Source organism: Flavobacterium pectinovorum, from assembly GCF_006438875.1.
In the GTDB taxonomy this organism is placed as follows: domain Bacteria; phylum Bacteroidota; class Bacteroidia; order Flavobacteriales; family Flavobacteriaceae; genus Flavobacterium; species Flavobacterium pectinovorum_A.
The window spans coordinates 318935-335866 of sequence record NZ_RCZH01000002.1 but is presented as its reverse complement, the minus strand read 5'-3'; the positions used below and the strand labels follow the sequence as shown (position 1 = coordinate 335866).

At 34.0% G+C, this 16932-nt stretch carries 21 protein-coding genes; 1 reads left to right on the top strand and 20 read right to left on the bottom strand.

Annotated elements, in window-relative coordinates; translation table 11 throughout:
• The 4 genes from EAH81_RS03775 to EAH81_RS27805 all read right to left on the bottom strand — a co-directional run bounded on the left by EAH81_RS03775 (position 1) and on the right by EAH81_RS27805 (position 3224).
• A complete protein-coding gene (locus EAH81_RS03775; RefSeq protein ID WP_140503920.1) occupies positions 1-1197 on the bottom strand; it encodes a beta-ketoacyl-[acyl-carrier-protein] synthase family protein in 1197 nt (398 codons plus the stop codon).
• Between the two features lie 110 nt (positions 1198-1307).
• The gene (locus EAH81_RS03770; protein WP_026727250.1) at positions 1308-1565 is read right to left on the bottom strand and encodes a phosphopantetheine-binding protein; all 258 of its coding nucleotides are present in this window, start codon (positions 1563-1565) and stop codon (positions 1308-1310) included.
• Positions 1566-1567: 2 nt separating this feature from the next.
• Positions 1568-2182 (bottom strand): 3-oxoacyl-ACP synthase, encoded by a 615-nt coding sequence (locus tag EAH81_RS03765; protein ID WP_140503918.1) that lies wholly within the window; start codon positions 2180-2182, stop codon positions 1568-1570.
• Between the two features lie 250 nt (positions 2183-2432).
• Positions 2433-3224, bottom strand: a complete 792-nt coding sequence (locus EAH81_RS27805) for a hypothetical protein (protein WP_241676502.1) — start codon at positions 3222-3224, stop codon at positions 2433-2435.
• A 23-nt stretch (positions 3225-3247) separates the two neighbouring features.
• On the opposite strand from EAH81_RS27805, the gene EAH81_RS03755 reads away from it, so the two are divergent.
• Positions 3248-3433 carry a hypothetical protein gene (locus EAH81_RS03755; RefSeq protein WP_140503916.1) on the top strand — a complete coding sequence of 62 codons (186 nt, stop codon included), beginning with the start codon at positions 3248-3250 and terminating at the stop codon, positions 3431-3433.
• On the opposite strand, the gene EAH81_RS03750 is transcribed toward EAH81_RS03755, so the two are convergent.
• The 16 genes from EAH81_RS03750 to EAH81_RS03675 all read right to left on the bottom strand — a co-directional run bounded on the left by EAH81_RS03750 (position 3404) and on the right by EAH81_RS03675 (position 16909).
• Positions 3404-3985, bottom strand: coding sequence for a Fic/DOC family protein (locus EAH81_RS03750; protein ID WP_140503914.1), 582 nt, complete (start codon positions 3983-3985; stop codon positions 3404-3406). The two genes, EAH81_RS03755 and EAH81_RS03750, sit on opposite strands and share 30 nt — an antisense overlap.
• 1 nt (position 3986) lies before the next feature.
• Positions 3987-5126, bottom strand: coding sequence for a beta-ketoacyl synthase N-terminal-like domain-containing protein (locus EAH81_RS03745; protein WP_140503912.1), 1140 nt, complete (start codon positions 5124-5126; stop codon positions 3987-3989).
• A 163-nt stretch (positions 5127-5289) separates the two neighbouring features.
• Entirely contained in the window at positions 5290-5739 is a 450-nt protein-coding gene (locus EAH81_RS03740) for an acyl-CoA thioesterase (protein WP_140503910.1), read from the bottom strand.
• A complete protein-coding gene (locus EAH81_RS03735) occupies positions 5714-6997 on the bottom strand; it encodes an ABC transporter permease (RefSeq protein ID WP_170214119.1) in 1284 nt (427 codons plus the stop codon). Before EAH81_RS03735 ends, EAH81_RS03740 begins: the two co-directional genes overlap by 26 nt.
• Positions 6987-7685, bottom strand: a complete 699-nt coding sequence (locus EAH81_RS03730) for an ABC transporter ATP-binding protein (protein ID WP_170214122.1) — start codon at positions 7683-7685, stop codon at positions 6987-6989. The genes EAH81_RS03735 and EAH81_RS03730 overlap by 11 nt, the downstream gene beginning before the upstream one ends.
• Before the next feature lie 61 nt (positions 7686-7746).
• On the bottom strand, positions 7747-8745 hold the full coding sequence (locus EAH81_RS03725; RefSeq protein WP_140503906.1) for a BtrH N-terminal domain-containing protein: 999 nt from the start codon (positions 8743-8745) through the stop codon (positions 7747-7749).
• Positions 8745-9149: a hypothetical protein gene (locus tag EAH81_RS03720; protein ID WP_140503901.1), complete on the bottom strand. Its 405-nt coding sequence runs from the start codon at positions 9147-9149 to the stop codon at positions 8745-8747. Before EAH81_RS03720 ends, EAH81_RS03725 begins: the two co-directional genes overlap by 1 nt.
• 23 nt (positions 9150-9172) lie before the next feature.
• On the bottom strand, positions 9173-9637 hold the full coding sequence (locus EAH81_RS03715; RefSeq protein WP_140503899.1) for an ABC transporter permease: 465 nt from the start codon (positions 9635-9637) through the stop codon (positions 9173-9175).
• A 7-nt stretch (positions 9638-9644) separates the two neighbouring features.
• The gene (locus tag EAH81_RS03710; RefSeq protein WP_140503896.1) at positions 9645-10076 is read right to left on the bottom strand and encodes a hypothetical protein; all 432 of its coding nucleotides are present in this window, start codon (positions 10074-10076) and stop codon (positions 9645-9647) included.
• Positions 10076-11209, bottom strand: coding sequence for a beta-ketoacyl-ACP synthase III (locus EAH81_RS03705; protein ID WP_140503894.1), 1134 nt, complete (start codon positions 11207-11209; stop codon positions 10076-10078). The genes EAH81_RS03710 and EAH81_RS03705 overlap by 1 nt, the downstream gene beginning before the upstream one ends.
• 16 nt (positions 11210-11225) lie before the next feature.
• Complete coding sequence (locus tag EAH81_RS03700) at positions 11226-12128, bottom strand: dialkylrecorsinol condensing enzyme DarA (RefSeq protein ID WP_140503891.1); 903 nt, start codon at positions 12126-12128, stop codon at positions 11226-11228.
• Positions 12129-12341: 213 nt separating this feature from the next.
• Positions 12342-13223, bottom strand: coding sequence for a lipid A biosynthesis acyltransferase (locus EAH81_RS03695; RefSeq protein WP_140503889.1), 882 nt, complete (start codon positions 13221-13223; stop codon positions 12342-12344).
• Positions 13223-13477, bottom strand: coding sequence for an acyl carrier protein (locus tag EAH81_RS03690; protein WP_140503887.1), 255 nt, complete (start codon positions 13475-13477; stop codon positions 13223-13225). The genes EAH81_RS03695 and EAH81_RS03690 overlap by 1 nt, the downstream gene beginning before the upstream one ends.
• Positions 13470-14705 (bottom strand): beta-ketoacyl-[acyl-carrier-protein] synthase family protein, encoded by a 1236-nt coding sequence (locus EAH81_RS03685; RefSeq protein ID WP_140504173.1) that lies wholly within the window; start codon positions 14703-14705, stop codon positions 13470-13472. The genes EAH81_RS03690 and EAH81_RS03685 overlap by 8 nt, the downstream gene beginning before the upstream one ends.
• A 229-nt stretch (positions 14706-14934) precedes the next feature.
• Entirely contained in the window at positions 14935-15666 is a 732-nt protein-coding gene (gene fabG, locus EAH81_RS03680; protein ID WP_140503884.1) for a 3-oxoacyl-ACP reductase FabG, read from the bottom strand.
• Between the two features lie 37 nt (positions 15667-15703).
• Positions 15704-16909, bottom strand: coding sequence for a WG repeat-containing protein (locus tag EAH81_RS03675; protein ID WP_140503881.1), 1206 nt, complete (start codon positions 16907-16909; stop codon positions 15704-15706).
• Between the last annotated feature and the right edge of the window lie 23 nt (positions 16910-16932).

Genomic DNA, 16932 nt, shown 5'->3' with positions numbered 1-16932 from the left:
CTAGCTTTTCGAAAATATAAGTGTCGAACAATTTCCTCCAAAACCAAAAGAGTTGGATAAAACGTGTTCGATATTTTTCATTTTTAAAGAAGTTTGTGGCTTCAGATCAAATTCTTCCATTGGTGTTTCAAAATTCAGATTGGGATAAACCACACTATTCTGAATTGCCAAGACACTGTAAATGGCTTCAATTGCTGCTGCCGCTGCCAAAGTGTGTCCCGTATAAGGTTTGGTCGAACTAAAATCGGGAACTTTTAAATCTTCATAAATTCGGAGTAAAGCTCTTCCTTCAGATAAATCATTGTTGGGAGTTGCCGTTCCGTGAACGTTGATATAATCGATTTCATTTGGTTTTAAACCCGAAACTTCAAAGGCTTTTTTCATTGCCAAATAAGCGCCATCACCATTCTCTGAAGAGGCAGTTTGATGAAAAGCATCATTTGCATTTCCATAACCGGAAACGCGAGCCAAAACTTTTTTGTTTTGTTTTTCAACGATTTCATCAGATTCTAAAACCAAATATGCAGCAGCTTCGCCAAGGTTAAGACCTTTTCGGTTATTGTCAAAAGGTTTGTTGTAATCGTCAGATAAAATCATCAAAGTCTTGAATCCGTTGATCGTAAATTTTGCCAAAGCATCCGTTCCGCCCACGATAACGCGATCCAGTTTTCCGTTTTTAATCAGTCGCGCGCCCAACATAATCGAGTTCGCTGCCGATGAACAAGCAGTGCTTATAGTCGTAACCATTCCTTTTAAACCCAATTCTTCAGCAATCTTGTCGGCAACATCGCCGCCGTCATGACAACTAATATATTTGGTGAGTTCAGGATCTTTAAAATAATCGTAATAATGCTTTTCGGTCATGTCCATTCCGCCAACGCTTGTTGCCGAGATAAGCCCGGTTCTAAATTCGTTTATCGATGTAATTCCGGCATTTTTCACAGCTTGTTTGGCTGCAAAAGCACCAATCATAGCTGTTCTCGAAAAGTTATTGTCTTCAGGAAGTTCCAATTCATTAACTAATTCAGCATTGGTTTTTTTAATTTCACCAACCTTAATAACATCCGCATGAACGGTCGAAATGTTTTCGATACGGGTTATACCAATTTTATTTTCGATTAACGAAATAAAATTTTCCTCGACTGAATTTCCAATCGAAGAGATAATTCCCATTCCCGTTATTGCAACACCTTTCATTTTTAGACTTCTTAGATTATTAGACTTGCTTAGATTTTAGACTTCTTAGATTGTTGGACTTTTTAATTCTTGTCTAAGAAGTCTAAAATCTAAGCAAGTCTAAGGCAGTCTTACTTTGTTCTGTTTGCGCTAATATAAGCAGCCATAGTTTCAATAGATTGAAAAATGGATTTTCCTTCTTTTGGGTCAACCAGTTTAATTCCGTAATCTTTATCAAGAATCACGATCAATTCAAGTGCATCAATCGAGTCTAAACCCAAACCGTCTCCAAATAAAGGATCGTTATCAGCAATGTCTTCGATTGCGATATCTTCAAGATTTAGAGTGGTAATGATTTTGTTTTTTAATTCTTCTTTTAATGCTTCCATGATTATTTATTATATAATGTATTGATATTCTCGTTTGTATATTTTGCGCTTTCTTCTCTGCTAATAGTGCAAAGAAACGCTTTGTAATTGTCATTAAAAAATTCTACCCAACCACAAAGAACCGTATCTGCTTTGTTTGAATTCAGCAAAATATTAGAATAATTTGACATGAATTCCGTGTTGAAAGCATCAAATATAAAGAAAGAATTTTCACTTTTCAGCTGATGACGAATACTTATTTCGCCCAAACAAATATTTGGCAATGTATAAACGAAAACTGCCGGACTTGGATAATAGTTTTCTTTGTCCGAAATAGATTCCTGATACTTAACATCAGTATCTAAACTTGATGATTTATTGGCCAAAACCAAAGCAATATTATTTTCTTGTTCAGTCGAAGTTATCGGACTCAAAAGTAATTCAGATCCCAAAAAAGCCAATTTGCTCAAAGCGTCCATTTTAAAAAACTTCGGATATTGAATGTCAAAACTACGATACGCTTGTTTGGAGAAATCACCAAAATCGGTTGGTTCAATTTTGAATACAGAAGTTCCGTTCAAAACAATTTCGTTGTTTTGAATGGTAATGTAATCTTGTATGTATGTTTTTTGAGTCATTGTTTTAACGTTCTCGATAATATTTTACAATTCTAAAGAATAATAATATGATAGATATTGGAATTAATAGCATTACCATTAAAAAACCTCCACCAGGATTACATATATCGCCTGGAAATAATTCATTTACAAGAAAGACAGATAAAATATATATTATAAAAAATAAAATTGTCGTTTTTATTTTGTTGAAAGGATTTCCCATTTGTCAATTTATTTTTTTGAACTTGTAAATTTTCCTTACAAGTAGGTTTTATGAAACCCAAGTATTTTCAATTTTTATAATATGCCATTTTCCAGATCTGTTTTCAATTATAATTAAAAAACCTCTTCCGCACTTTCCTCCTCCGCAAGAAGCATCGGCAGATAAAACCCCTAAAGTTTTGGTTTTATTAAACTGAATTCTCGAAACTCCAATAGAGCCAACTGGCATAGAACTTTTTGTGTCATTTAAATCCCAAAGATCTACAGGAGGAAATTTTGATAGATATTGGAAATTAAATTTTTTATTGTTTTTAAAAGGAATTAAGTCAAATTTAAAACCTTCAACTTCTTTTGATTTATCATAAACACATTTTAATTTTTTACAATCTTCGATGAATTGTTCTTTATCAAATCCGCTTATTTTTTCAACTAAATTATCTACACCAAGTAAAATTTTAGCGGTATCTTTTTTGATACTATCTTGCTCACGCCAATATTTTTTTAATTCAGCATGATGACCAATTGTATCTTCTTTATTGGTTTTAAAATCAAGTCTTGGAGGCGGAGGACCAAGAATTATTCTTCGATCCATATATATAGAATCTACAATTTCTACAAAAACATTGTTTAACACGTTTTTTTCAAATCGTAGTTCATCTGCTTTCTCAGTTTCCTTTTGTTTGCATCCAAAAAGAGAAAGAAAAATTATGGTTATGAATATGAATTTTGATAATTTATAAGTAAAATTTGTTGATTTTATTTTGAATACAGAGGATCCGTTCAAAACAATTTCGTTGTTTTGGATGGTGATATAGGATTGTATGTATGTTTTTTGAGTCATTTTTTTTATAACTTTGTCAAGATATGAAATTTTACGAAAAATATCCGCAATTGAAACAGAAGAGCTTTTTATCAAAAGTGCTTGCTGATACCGTATTTTCTACAATGTCATTAGAGGATCAACAAGTTCCAAAAACTAAAGTTGTAAAAATTGTTGAAGGAGTTTTAAAAGAAAAAGAATTAAAAGGAAATCAGTTCTTCACTAATTAATTCTGTTAACATTTTAAAATTTCCATTATCTGCTGCTTTCATTGCACTGATATAAAATTTTCTACTTTCACCTTCTCTGTAGTGTAATTGCAGAGGCTGATAACCAAATTTCAAGGCAACAATATTCATTAAGATTCTTCCTGTTCTTCCATTCCCATTATTAAATGGATGAATTTTTATGAATTCGTAATGAGCATAAACAAGACAATCTATTTGTTCGTTACGAGTTTTAGATATAGATAATTTAAAGTTTAAATTGTCCAGAAACTGATACATTGCCTGTAATATCATAGTTGGTTTGGGAGGCAAAAGTTGACCTACTGAAACTTCAGTTTTTCGCCATTTTCCAGCCCAATCATAAAGTTTGCCAAAAGCGATTTTATGGATTTCTAAAATGAGCATTGTTGAAATTTCAATGTCGATATCTAGCTCGAAAACATAAAGTTCAGCATTGGTAATACCCGTTGCTTCACATTCATTGATTTGATTTTTGTCAGTCAAACCAAGTAAATTATCATCAGGAAATGGTGTCCAGTTTGTTTGATTGTCCATATTACTTTATTTTTTCAAAAATAACAGCCGTATTACAACCTCCAAAACCAGAAGCCGTTTTCAGGAAATAATTAATAGTTGCCTCTTCATTTTTCTCAATAACATTAATCGTTTCGCTTACGCCAATTTCATCAAAACCTTTTGATTCAAAAAGCATATTTTGATTTGCGGATTCAATTGCAATTACGGTTTCTAATAATCCCGAAGCGCCCAATGTATGACCGTAAAAACCTTTTAAACTATTTACGGGAACGTTTTGTAAATCTAAACGATTTAGAGCAATTGCTTCCATTTCGTCATTGAATGGAGTTGCGGTTCCGTGAGCTGAAATATAATCGATTTGATCTGAATTTATTTGCGCTTCTTTCATCGCATTTTGAATACTTCTAAACAAACCTTCGCCTGTTCTTGAAGGTCCGGAAATATGATTGGCGTCGTTTATCGAACTATCTCCAATTACTTTTATTTTAGCGTTTTTGGCTTCCGCCGAAACTAAAACGGCTGCTGTGGCTTCGCCCAAACTTACACCGGTTCTGTTTTTAGAATACGGTTTACACGGTAAATCACTCATCGCTTGAAAAGCATTAAATCCAGACAAAACAAACTCAGAAACTTCGTCACCCGCAATTACAAAAACATCATCACAAAGTTCCGACTGAATTATTCTTTTGGCTACTGAAATTGCTAAAATTCCGGAAACGCAAGCATTTGAAACTACAATTGGCTGTGTTTTGAATCCGAAGAAATCAGAAATATTTTGAGCCAAAACATCTAAATGTGCATTATTAAAACTTTCCTCTGAAGTATTTTTTAATGCTGTAACATTTCCTTTTGTGGTCGAAAGTATAAAAGCAGTTTTTGAATTTAATTCAATTTGGGGTTTTTTGATAATTGGCTCTAAAGCCAAAATCATCATTTTTTCTAAACGGGAATAGTTGCCGTCAGTGCTGATTTTCTCAAAAGCACTGTTTATTTTTTCATCATTAATAATTGAAGCATAAAAGGGCATTGGCATCAAAGAAAGGTCTTCATGCAATTGAATACCGGATTCACCACGAACAATGGAGTCGATGTTTGTTTCAACATCAAAACCTAAAGGCGTGATACAATTGGTTTCATTTATGTATACTTCTCTTGTCATTTTATCTTTTTTACTCCTAATGCTTAATCTGAAAAAAAAGAGCACGCAGATTTTGCAGATTTAAGCGGATTTATGCAGATTTTTTTTATTCCTGCAAGGTTTTCAAAACCTTGTAGACATGTCTTTTATTTTCTAATTCGTGAAAATTGGTGTAATTCGTGTTTTACATTAATAACCCCACTTTTCGTTTCCATTCTTCATAGAAAGGAGGATTTGTTAGCATTAGATTTCCTTCTTTATCCAGAAATACCTGAACTGTTTCGCCAGTACAGGCAACTTCGCCTTTTTCGTCAATTATTCTAAAACGATAAATCATTTTGGCAGCGGGAGTATCAACAACTGTTGTTTCGATTGTTACAACATCGCCATAGCGCAAAGACAGTTTATGTTCGCATTTTGATTTTACGATTGGCGTTGTAAATCCGGTTTTTGCAATATCCAGATAGGTAAGTCCGTGTTGACGGCCAAACGCTTCTCGTCCATCTTCAAAATAGGTAATATAGTAGCCGTGCCAAACAATCCCAAGTGGATCAGTTTCGTTAAAACGAATTCTGATTTCATGCGTGACCGTTAATTCAGTTGCTTCGTTAAACTGTTCTTTTCTTTTTGTCATAGAATAATGCAATGCAGGTTGTAATTATAAAGAACAAAAATAGCAAACTTATTTTTGGGATGATTTCCAGGAAAGAAACGTTACGTAATAAAACATCGTAAAAAGCTTCTAAGGCCCAATTCATAGGCGATGATTTTGCGATGAGTTGCATGATCTTTGGCATTGCAAAAACGGGAACCCAAACTCCACCAATTGCTGCTAAGATGATTACGCTTGTCGCACCAAAAGGAGCTGATTGTTCTTGTGTACTTGCAATAGTTCCCAATAAAATTCCGAAGCCTATAGCTGCAAATCCTGAAAATAGAGCGACAACACTCATTAGAAATAAATGACCTTCGACATTTAAGGAAGGCAAACCAATATGTGGAAATAAAAATATCGCAACTGCAACCATCATATAAAACTGAATCATACAAATAGCTGAATAGGTAACGGTTTTCCCGATAATGACAACCAGATTTGAAACCGGATTGGTCAATAATCGAACAAATGTTCCTTGCGATTTTTCTTTTACAATATTAATGGACAAAGGAATCACGATAAAAAATATTGCAAAAAGTGTCCACGCCGGAACGTTATGCTGTACCGAATTTGGTAAGACTTCTTTGTTGTTTACTTTCGGAATAATTTCTTTGAAAGTAATAAAACTCTTTTGTTCGAATTTGGTATTTTCTTCGCCTAATTGATTTTGAAAAGTGGTATAAATTGACTTTGTTTCGATTTGCGAAATCATTTTGTCAATCGAACTCATTACGGAGCTTTTGAAACTAAGCTGTACTGCCGGATCAAAATATAATTTCACCTCTTTTTGCTGAATTATTTTTGAAGTTTCCGGTTTTGCAATAGTATCAGAAAAGCCCATTTTGCTTACAATGTTTTCTACATTCTGATCAATTTTAGCTTGTAAATCGGTACTTAGATTTTTTGGGATTACGATTGCCAGTTGAAATTTTCCTTTGTAAACATTTTCTCTGGCAACTTCTTCTGTAATGGGTTTGCCGTCAATTTGTGTGACAACGGTAAATAACTGACTTTTTTCTAAATTATCAAAAACAGTTTTAGAAACAGAACCTTTGTCATTATCGACCAATAGAATCTGAATTTTATTTTCGCTAACGGCTTTAAAAGTGCTGTCTTGTATCAATGTTACGGTGATAACCAGAACCAAAGGCATTATAAATAAAATGACTAAACCTCCTAAATCTCGTTTGAGCAGGAGAAATTCTTTTACGATCGACATCCAAATTTTATATATCATCTCTCAGGTCTTTACCGGTTAATGAAATAAAAACATCTTCAAGATTTCTCGCTTTTTCGGTAGAAGCGATTAAACCTGATGGAGTGCCTTGCGCATAAATTTTACCTTGATCAAGAATAGCAATTGTGGTACAGAAATCTTCGGCTTCAGCCAAATGATGTGAGGTATAAATAATAGTAGTTCCGTTTTGATTTAGAAGTTTAAGATAATCTATAATAGCATTTTTAGATTGTACGTCAACACCAACGGTTGGTTCGTCCAGAAACAAAACTTTTGGATTGTGCAGGATTCCGGCAATCAAATTTACTCTGCGTTTCATTCCGCCGGAGAAAGTTTCAATGCGTTTGTCAGCAAATTTTAATAAACCCAAAAGATCCAAAGTTTCAATTACTTTGTCTTTTAACTCAGAACCTTTTAATCCGTACATACTTCCAAAGTAATGCAAATTTTCGCGGGCAGTCAACGTAGGATATAAGGCATATTCCTGAGGAACAACTCCTATAATTTTTTTGATTTTTGAAGAATGGCCGGCATAGTTCAAACCATCAATGGTGAAATGTCCTGAACTTGGTTTTATCAATCCACACAACATGGAAATCAGAGTGGTTTTTCCGGCACCATTTGGACCTAATAAACCAAAAATTTCACCTTGATTTATATCCAACGAAACATCATTCAAAGAATACATTTCTGCATTTTTGTACTTTTTCGAAAGGGATTCTATTTTTATAACAGTTTGCAAAATATGTTTAGCTAATTGCTTTTTTTAGTTTTTTGAAAAAGATTTCTTCACGATTGGCAATGTCCAGAAGTTCATCGGCAATGGAATTGTAAGCATCTTCTTTGGCACTTCGGTTTTTATAGATACGGGAAGCTTCAACGGCAAAATCTCTCCAGGAATCTCCAATTTGAGTCATTTCTTTAGAAAGAGTTTTCAATTCTTCATTATTCAGAATAACCGAAGCTTCTTGTAAAAAGGCGGCATATATAAAACGGAAACCTCCGCCACCAGTTCCTATTTCTTCCTGCATACGAACCATTTGTGCGAGGTAATGATTGGCTTTTCTAACACCGTGTTTTAGTGGCCATTTTCTAATTTGTCGGGATACGAATTTAATTCCGCGAACGCCAACAATCGGCATTGGCGCAAGCATATCGCGACACGTATTTTTGATTCCTTTAATAATGGCACTTTTAAAATCAACGTCTTTTGGAATCTGAATCGGATAATACATTTGACCTCTTGGCGCAAACGCACCTTTGGCAAAACGAACTTTATCTAATTCGTCATGTGTCAATGTCGTAACGGTTTCCATCACCGGATCGCTGATTAAATAATCGGTTTCGGTTTTTCCGTAAACGACTAAATTGTGCGCGTTGAAATGGAAACGATATTCATCCGGAAAATAACTTAAATGGTAAACACCAACTTGTAATCCGGTTGGAATATTATTTTTTAAATTTTCATCCAGCGCTTTATTTGCATTTACGGTCGAAGAAAATTTTTGTCTTTTTATTTTTAAATTTAAACGATTGGCAACTTTATTAAAAATTTGTCCAGGCAAAGTTCTATAACTGATTGCCGGCGCATGATTTACTTTTATAAAGGGCAAATACACGAAAAAAAGCCCGGAACCAATACCAAAAACCATTGGTTCGCTGATATTCAATCCGTTGTTTTTTAGCAGATTTGAAGCCACTCCGTTTTCACAATGAGCAGATTGATGGTGTGTAAAACTAGTTTGCATTAATCGTTTTTAATATTTTTTAATTCGGCTATTGAAATCTCAAAAGCGTCGGCATATTTCTGTAAAATTTTGTCGCTCAATTTAGCAAAAACGGTTGGTTTAAAATGTCTTTTTACGCGCCATTTCCACATCTCAACATAACCGGCAAGAATGGTAAGATCCATTTTATTGAGTTCCATATAATAACAAATCGGACTTAATTCACCAATCTGAACTTTAAGTTTGGCTTCTTCGGCACGTTCTTTTATATCATCAATTGCGTTGGAGAGTGCAATGGCTTTAGGTTCCCAACCCGTACTTAAAGCGGTTGTGTAATCGCCATTTTCATCAGTAGCATAAACAAGTTCTTTGAGGTTCTTTTTGCTTAAATTTCCATCGTGCTGAGGTACATTTTCTTTTTCCATGACGGTTTTATTTTCGATCAGAATTATGTTATCGTCGAAATTGTTTTCTGAATGAACAAATTAATTTCGCATTCTAAAAGTATTTTGTCTTCGAGTAAGCTTTGGCAGCTCATCGTGCATAAAGTATAATCATCGCCAATAAATTTCGAAACCAAATTTGCTTTGGTTGTAATTGTATCGCCGGTTTTTGGCAGCGAATGTATTTTCAGATTTTTTAAAGCACTGATAAAACCAATTACATTTACGTTTTCATTTTCTGTTCCGTCTTCTTCAAAAAAATACTTTTTGGCTACAATTGCAGAGCAGGTTTGTGCTGTATTTTCGATTAAACCGGCTTCGATAAAAATGTTATCGTCAACAAAAATATTGTCTTCTTTTATCAGGAACGTCGTTTCTACAAAATTCGAATCTATATCCAAAATTAAATTTACCATGAGCATTGGTGCTCGGTGCGGAAGATAATTTTGTATGTCAACTCCGATTTTCATATGTATATTATTTTGCCAAAACGGTTTTCATTTGTCCGCGGGCAATTTCTTCATTATTTAAAGTAGTCACAATATCAACCAAAGTTATTCCGGCAAATTCCTGCAGGATTGTCACGGCTGATCGAATGGTATCGTCGACTTTTGGAAACTTTTTTATTTCAATATCTTTAAGAGAACCAATATAACCTGTTGGAGCTGTTTCGTTTTTCAAAAAAAACTCATATCCGGTATGCAACGCCACAGATTGTGCCATGTGCTCAATTATTCCTGCTTCTAAAAAAGAATTATGATCAACAAAGATATTGTCGTTCTGGATTTTTAAACCTGAAACCAATGATGTTTCGGTATAAGAATACATTTTATCTACCATAACAAAAGGAAACTTTTGCGGCAATAAATTTTCGACTGCTTCTTTATTTAAAAGAGGTATTGTTTCCATTAGCAAACGGTTAAATAAGCATAGGCAAAAGAGAATCTTCCACTTTCCGGAACTGATAATAAAATGTGGTCTCCTTTTTTTAATTTACCTGAATACATTAATTCTTCAAGTGCGATATATATAGAAGCTGAACCAACATTACCAACACTTAAAAGGTTCATAAACCATTTTTCGTCGGTAATTACGATTCCTTTTTCGTTTAATCCATTTTTTAGTCCTTCTACAAAAAAGTTAGAAGAAACGTGTGGTAAAAAATAATCAACCTCTTCTGCCGTAATATTGTGCTTTGCCATCGCATCGCTCATACTTTCGACACCTTTAGGCAGAATAAATTCGTCTAATATTTTTACATCCTGCTTTACAGCAAATACAGATTCGTTTAACCATTGCTCCGGATTGTAATCGCTCCAGGCTTTGATTTCACCATTTTCTAATTTATCTCCACCTGCATACATACAAGTTTCTAATTCAAATGCATAGGAATAGGCTTCCATCCACTCGATTTTTAATGAAATTTCGCCGCTTGGTTTGTTTTCCAATAAAAAGGCTCCGGCTCCATCAGATAACATCCAACGTAAAAAATCTTTTTTGAAGGCGATTATAGGCTGCTCTTCAAGATTTTTTAAATTGATTACTTCGTGATTGTATTTTGGAGAAGAAAGCCAGGTCGAAACTTTTTCTGATCCTGTGCAAATAGCGTTTTTTGAGTTTCCTGATTTTATAGAAAGAAAGCCATATTTCAGCGCATTCATTCCGGAACAGCAAATTCCCATCGAAGAATTTAATTCTACGGATCTATTTTTTAGTAAACCGTGAACCATTGCGGCATGTGACGGTGCCAAAACATCAGGCGATGAGGTTCCGCAGGAAAGTACTTCGAGATCCTGATCTGTAAAATTCTCATCAAATAATTGTGCAACGGCATTGCGTGTTAACTCAGCGTTACTATGTGTGCTTTTTCCGTTTTTATCTACGGCGTAATATCGGCTTGTAATTTTATTATTACGCAAAATAATACGTCTCGCCTTTGAGGCAGTATCATTTATCAGGCCTAAATAGTTTTCCATTTCATCATTTGAAACGGCTTCATTTGGCAAATATTTTGCGGCTTTGGTAATATATACGTCAAACATAATTAAATTTCGTCTTCTAAACTCCTTGATAATATTGAGTTTCTTTTTTTATGGTTTTGAACTTGAATGGATAGGTAATAAGATGCAATATATATACTATTGGCGAGATTAGCCATATAGCGAGGAATAAATAAACATAAAATATTTTAAGAAGCGTTTTCCTGTTTTTTTGATTTTTATGAATGATATTAGACCATTTATCAAAAATTTTGTTCGCTGTTTTATCTACGGTAACTAAATATGGGCTGATTTTTACGGCGCCTATCTCTGCTAATTTTGGCTGTAAATCGTCTAATTTGTTCTGTTTAAATTGAGAAAGGATGATTTCTCCAAATTTATCTGATTCCTGAATGTCTTTGTCAGAAACTCCGGGTAATGGAAAAAATCCGAGATATCTTTTCTTTACTCCGGAAAACATCCAGTTTACAATTGTGATTACGCTGATTAAATTTCCAACACGATCAACCAATGCGACATTTCCAACCAGTTTTGCATTAGCTTCACGCAATAAAACTTTAATCTTTTCCTGCGCCATAATCCACATATTGCGAGAACCATTTATAGTTATAACAGGTGTGTTGTTTAATATTGTTTTGGCTTCGGTACTTTTTAGAAATGAATTGATTGGAATTGAAGGAGATAAAAACCAAACTTGATAATGAAACAGAATTAAGTCAAATTTCGTATTTAAAATTTCGTCAGAAATGGGTTTAAGCTTTGTCGGAATCTGTAAAAAAGATTCAGGAAAAGCATCAAAAAAAGAATCCTTATTCCATGGAAATGGGAATGGTTTTTCTAATTGTATTTCATGAAAAGTTACATTTATATCCTCTGAATTTAAGAATGGTTTTGCGACATTTTCCGCAATCGATTCTAATTGTCCCGATTGGGAATAAAAAATAACGAGAACATTTTTCATTGGGTTTGATGGCTTTGGTTGCAAACAAAAATAAGTAAATTTATTTAAACGAATTTTCTTGTTTAAGATAAGTTATAAAGCTGTAACAAGGGTTGGTTTTTTTGCCACGAATTACACGAATTTCCACTAATTTTTTTAATCTGTATAGTATTTCCAAAAAAAATTAAACGCAAACCAATTAGTGAAAATTAGTGTAATTCGTGGCGAACTTTTTTATACTTTTAAATCATTCCAGAAGTCGAAATAATTGAACCATTGTAAGGGATATTTTTGCAGAATACTTTCTACACTTTTTACATATTCTTTCAGTAGAGCTTTTTCGTCACGATGCTTTACGGTTGCTTCTCTGGCGTATAGATGATAATGTAAGTTGGGTTCTTTCATTACATACACAAAAACAACAGGAACTTTTAGGCGCGATGCAATTAGAAACGGACCTGCGGGAAAGTTAGCTTCTTTACCCAGAATTTCTTCAGAAAGAGATTTTGTTCCTTCAAAATAACGATCTCCGGTAAAACAAACCAATTCATTATTGGTCAAAGCTGCATTGATCTCAAAAATATGGGAGAGATCATCTCTGATAATTATAAATTTTACGGTTGGTTTTTGGGTAACGGTTTCCAGATAATTTTTTATAGCAGAATGTTCGAGATCTGTAGTAACCAAATTGATTTGAAAATCGAGATCGATATCGCCCAAAAAGTGTTCAGCGATTTCAAAATTTCCCATGTGAGCGCTAATTAAAACGCCACCCTTTTTTTCGGCTAAAAGGTTTTTCAGAATATCAATTCCGTCAAACTCATAGGTGAATTTATTTCGCATTCCTGCCGAAATGGAAACTTTATCAATGATGGTTTGTCCAAAAGTGTAATAACTTTTGAAGACCATTTTTTTTGATTTAAACCAGGAGTAGTTCAGTCTTTCTTTAAAATAATAAAAAATAGCCTGCTTGCTTTTCTTGAGAAATAAAAAGTAATAGGTAGCGACAAAATAAAGTAAGGCATAAGCAGACTTGACACCCGCTTTTTGTATTAAAAAAACGAATATTCTATAGCCTAAAACTGTACCTTTTGATTTGCCATCCCATTGACTCATTAAGCAGCTTTAGCTTTTAGTTTGGTTTCGATCAGGTCATAAAAATTTTGAAAAGTAGCAATGCCAACAAAATCAGCTTCAACTAGTTTTACACCAAAGTTAGATTCAATAGAAACTACTAAATCAACATAATCTAAACTATCTAATCCAAGCGTGTCTTTTAAATTAGCATCTGGTTCAATATCATCATTGTCTACTTCAAATTCATCAACCAAAAAACCATTAATTCTTGCTATAATCTCTTCTTTATTCATCGTTCAATTTAAACTTTTTAACCACCAACGCCGAGTTGGTTCCTCCGAACCCGAAGGAATTGGACAAAAATATGTCAAATTTTTTGTTTAAAGTAGTTTTGACCAAATTTAATTTAGAAGCATCTTCATCAGGATTTTCTAAATTGATGTTTGGAGCAATGAAATCGTTCTGCATCATTAAGATAGAATAGATTACCTCGCTCGCACCTGCCATCCAACATTCGTGGCCTGTCATTGATTTTGTAGAACTTACATAAGGGTTTTTCTCACCAAAAACTTCAAAAATAGCTTTTGCTTCATTTTCGTCACCAACCGGAGTTGAAGTTGCGTGCGCATTTATGTAATCAATGTCGGTTGCTTTTAATTGTGCGTCGTCAAGCGCCCGTTGCATGGCTATAGACGGACCTTCGACATTTGGCGTTGAGATATGACCTCCGTTTGAAGAGAATCCATAACCTACAACTTCGGCAATAATATTGGCGCCTCTTGCAATTGCTGATTCATAGCTTTCCAAAATTAACGTCGCACCGCCACCACTCGGAATTAATCCGTCGCGATCAGCATCAAATGGACGTGAGGCTTTTTCAGGTTCGTTTTCTCTATTCGAAAAAACGCCTAAGCCATCAAAACTGCTCATCGCATATTTGTTGATTTCCTGAGCTCCGCCGGTAATTACAATATCCTGAAATCCGCTTTTTATTAAAAAATAAGCTAATCCAATAGAATGTGAACCACTTGCACAAGCGGCACTTATGGTAAGATTGATTCCGCGAAGCTTAAAAATCGTAGATAAATTCATCGTTACCGTAGAATTCATTGATTTAAAAATCGCTCCCGAACCTATTAATGCAGTGTCTTTTTTCTCCCTTACAATATCTGTAGCGTCAATAATAGCTTTTGAAACACTATCATTTCCGTACATGATTCCCACTTCGCGATTGTCAAAAAAAGCATCGTCGATATTGGCATTTTTCAATGCTTCGATCGTTGCCATATAAGCATATTCGGTTTCTTCACCAATGCTCATACGTTGTCTGCGGGTCAGTAAGTTTTTTAAATCAGCTTTCGGAACCATTCCTGTTAAGGCTGATTGGAAACCAAATTCTTTTCTTTCGGCGTCAAACTTAATACCGGATTTTCCGTTGTATAACGATTCTTTTACTTCATCTAAAGAAGTTCCGATGCAAGAATAAATTCCCATTCCAGTAATTACAACTCTCTTATTCATCATCTTTCAAAGTAATTTTAGTTCGTTGTGTATTTTGTAAAACATTTAAACGAAGTGACAAAGTTTTTTTAAATCTATTCTTTTATTTTTTAATCTCGCAAAGACGCAAAGTCGCTAAGTTTTTTTCTTCCTAAGTCTTTTAATAAAACTTTGCGACTTTGCGTCTTTGCGTGCAATTTTAGACGTTTTAAAAAAAAAACTTAAAATAGTCTCGCAAACATAGAAACTATTAAGAATATATTCCTCCGTTTATGTTGATAATCTCTCCTGTAATATAGCTTGATTTTTTAGAAATCAAAAAGCTTACCAAATCTGCTACTTCCTCGGCTTCGCCAAAACGATTTACCGGAATTAGTTTTAGTAATTCTTTTTCGTCCAATTGGCTGGTCATATCCGTTCTGATAAAACCCGGAGCAACAGCGTTTACAGTAATATTTCTTTTGGCAACTTCTTGTGCCAATGCTTTTGTAGCAGCAACAATCGCGCCTTTTGCTGCCGAATAATTCGTTTGTCCAGCCGTTCCTTTTACTCCGGAAACGGAAACCATATTTACGATTCGGCCATACTTATTGCGTAACATTTTTTGAATAAAAAATTGTGTCACATTAAAAAATCCGTTCAGACTTGTATTTACAACTCCGTTCCAGTCTTCGGGAGTCATCCACATAAAAAGACCGTCTTTTGTAATTCCGGCATTGTTTACAATAGCTTCAACGATGGCTTCAGGATTGGCCTCCTGCCATTTTGTTAAAGTTGCTTGTACTTCTTCATAATTAGACACATCAAAACCTAAAATTTCTCCGGTTCCTCCTAATTTTTGTACTTCCTGAAGTGTTGCTTCGGCAGCTGTTTTATTCGAATGATAATTAATCAGAATATGATAATTGGCTTCAATGGCTAATTTTTTACAAATAGCACTTCCAATTCCTCTTGAACCGCCTGTTACTAATACACATTTCATTTATGTAGATTTTGTTTTTTTTTAGATAAATAAATGTTTATTTCTTCTTTTTAGTTACTGTTTTTGTTGCAGGTTTAGCTTCTGTTTTTGGTTTTTCAGCAGCGATTTCAGTTGTCTGAGTTTTTTCAGTTTTCGAAAATAATTCAGCGTTTTCAAACCATTGATTGCTTAATACTGTTCCGTCTGGTTTAAGAAATCCCCATTTTCCTTCATTTTTTACTCTTGCAACACCACCAATAAAACCTTTATCTTGTTGAATAAACATGGCAATAATTCCGTTTGCTGTAATTCCGTATTGAGTTGGAATTATTAACTTTCCTGATTCATTGATGAATCCCCAGTTTTTTTCTTTTACAGGAGCTAATCCGTTTGTACTAAAAACTTCGGCATCACTATAAGTTGGTTCAATTACAAATTCTGCTTTTGGATTAATATATCCCCATTTAGATCCAACGCAAACCGGCGCTAAATTTTTCGAGAAAGCTTTTGCTTTATCATATATAGGAGTAATTATCCAGTTTCCTTTTAAGTCAATGAATCCAATTTTTCCATTCTTTTTGGCAAATGTCAAATCCTGTGTATCAAAATCCCAGATTTTTTCGGCACCATCAACCGGAATAAAACTACCTGCGCTTACAATTCCAAACGTTTTATCTTTTCTTGCCCAAGATGTGTTTTTAAAATAATTTCCTATTTCGTCATACGCAGGTTCTATTAATTCTTTTCCCGAAGTATTAATAATTCCCCATTTTTTATTGCTTCCTACTCTTGCAAAACCATTTTCAAAAGGTTTGATTACGTCGTATTTTGGTTCTAAAACAACTTCCATTTTGGAGTTGATTAATCCAATTTTGTTGTTTTGTTTTATGAAAGCAACGCCGTTATCAAAATCATATAATTTTTCAGAAGTCGGTGCTTTCTGAATTTCCCCTTTAGTATTGATATAAACCCACTCTTTATCGTTTTTTACAATTGCAATTCCACTGTTAAACTCTTTAGCATCAGTAAAAGTTGCCGGAATTACCCAGCTTCCTTTTGTATCAATAAAACCCCATTTTCCACCATTTTCTACAGCAGCTAATCCTTCAGAAAAGCTTTTGGCAGATTTATATTGAGGCTCAATTTTAAAGTTTCCGTCTTTGGAAATATATCCAATTTTTGAATCCTTTTTAACTAACGCCAATTCTTGACTATTAACAAATTGAATACAGAATACTAATAAAAAAATAAGTGGTTTTTTCATGATTTTAAGGTTCAATATTAATA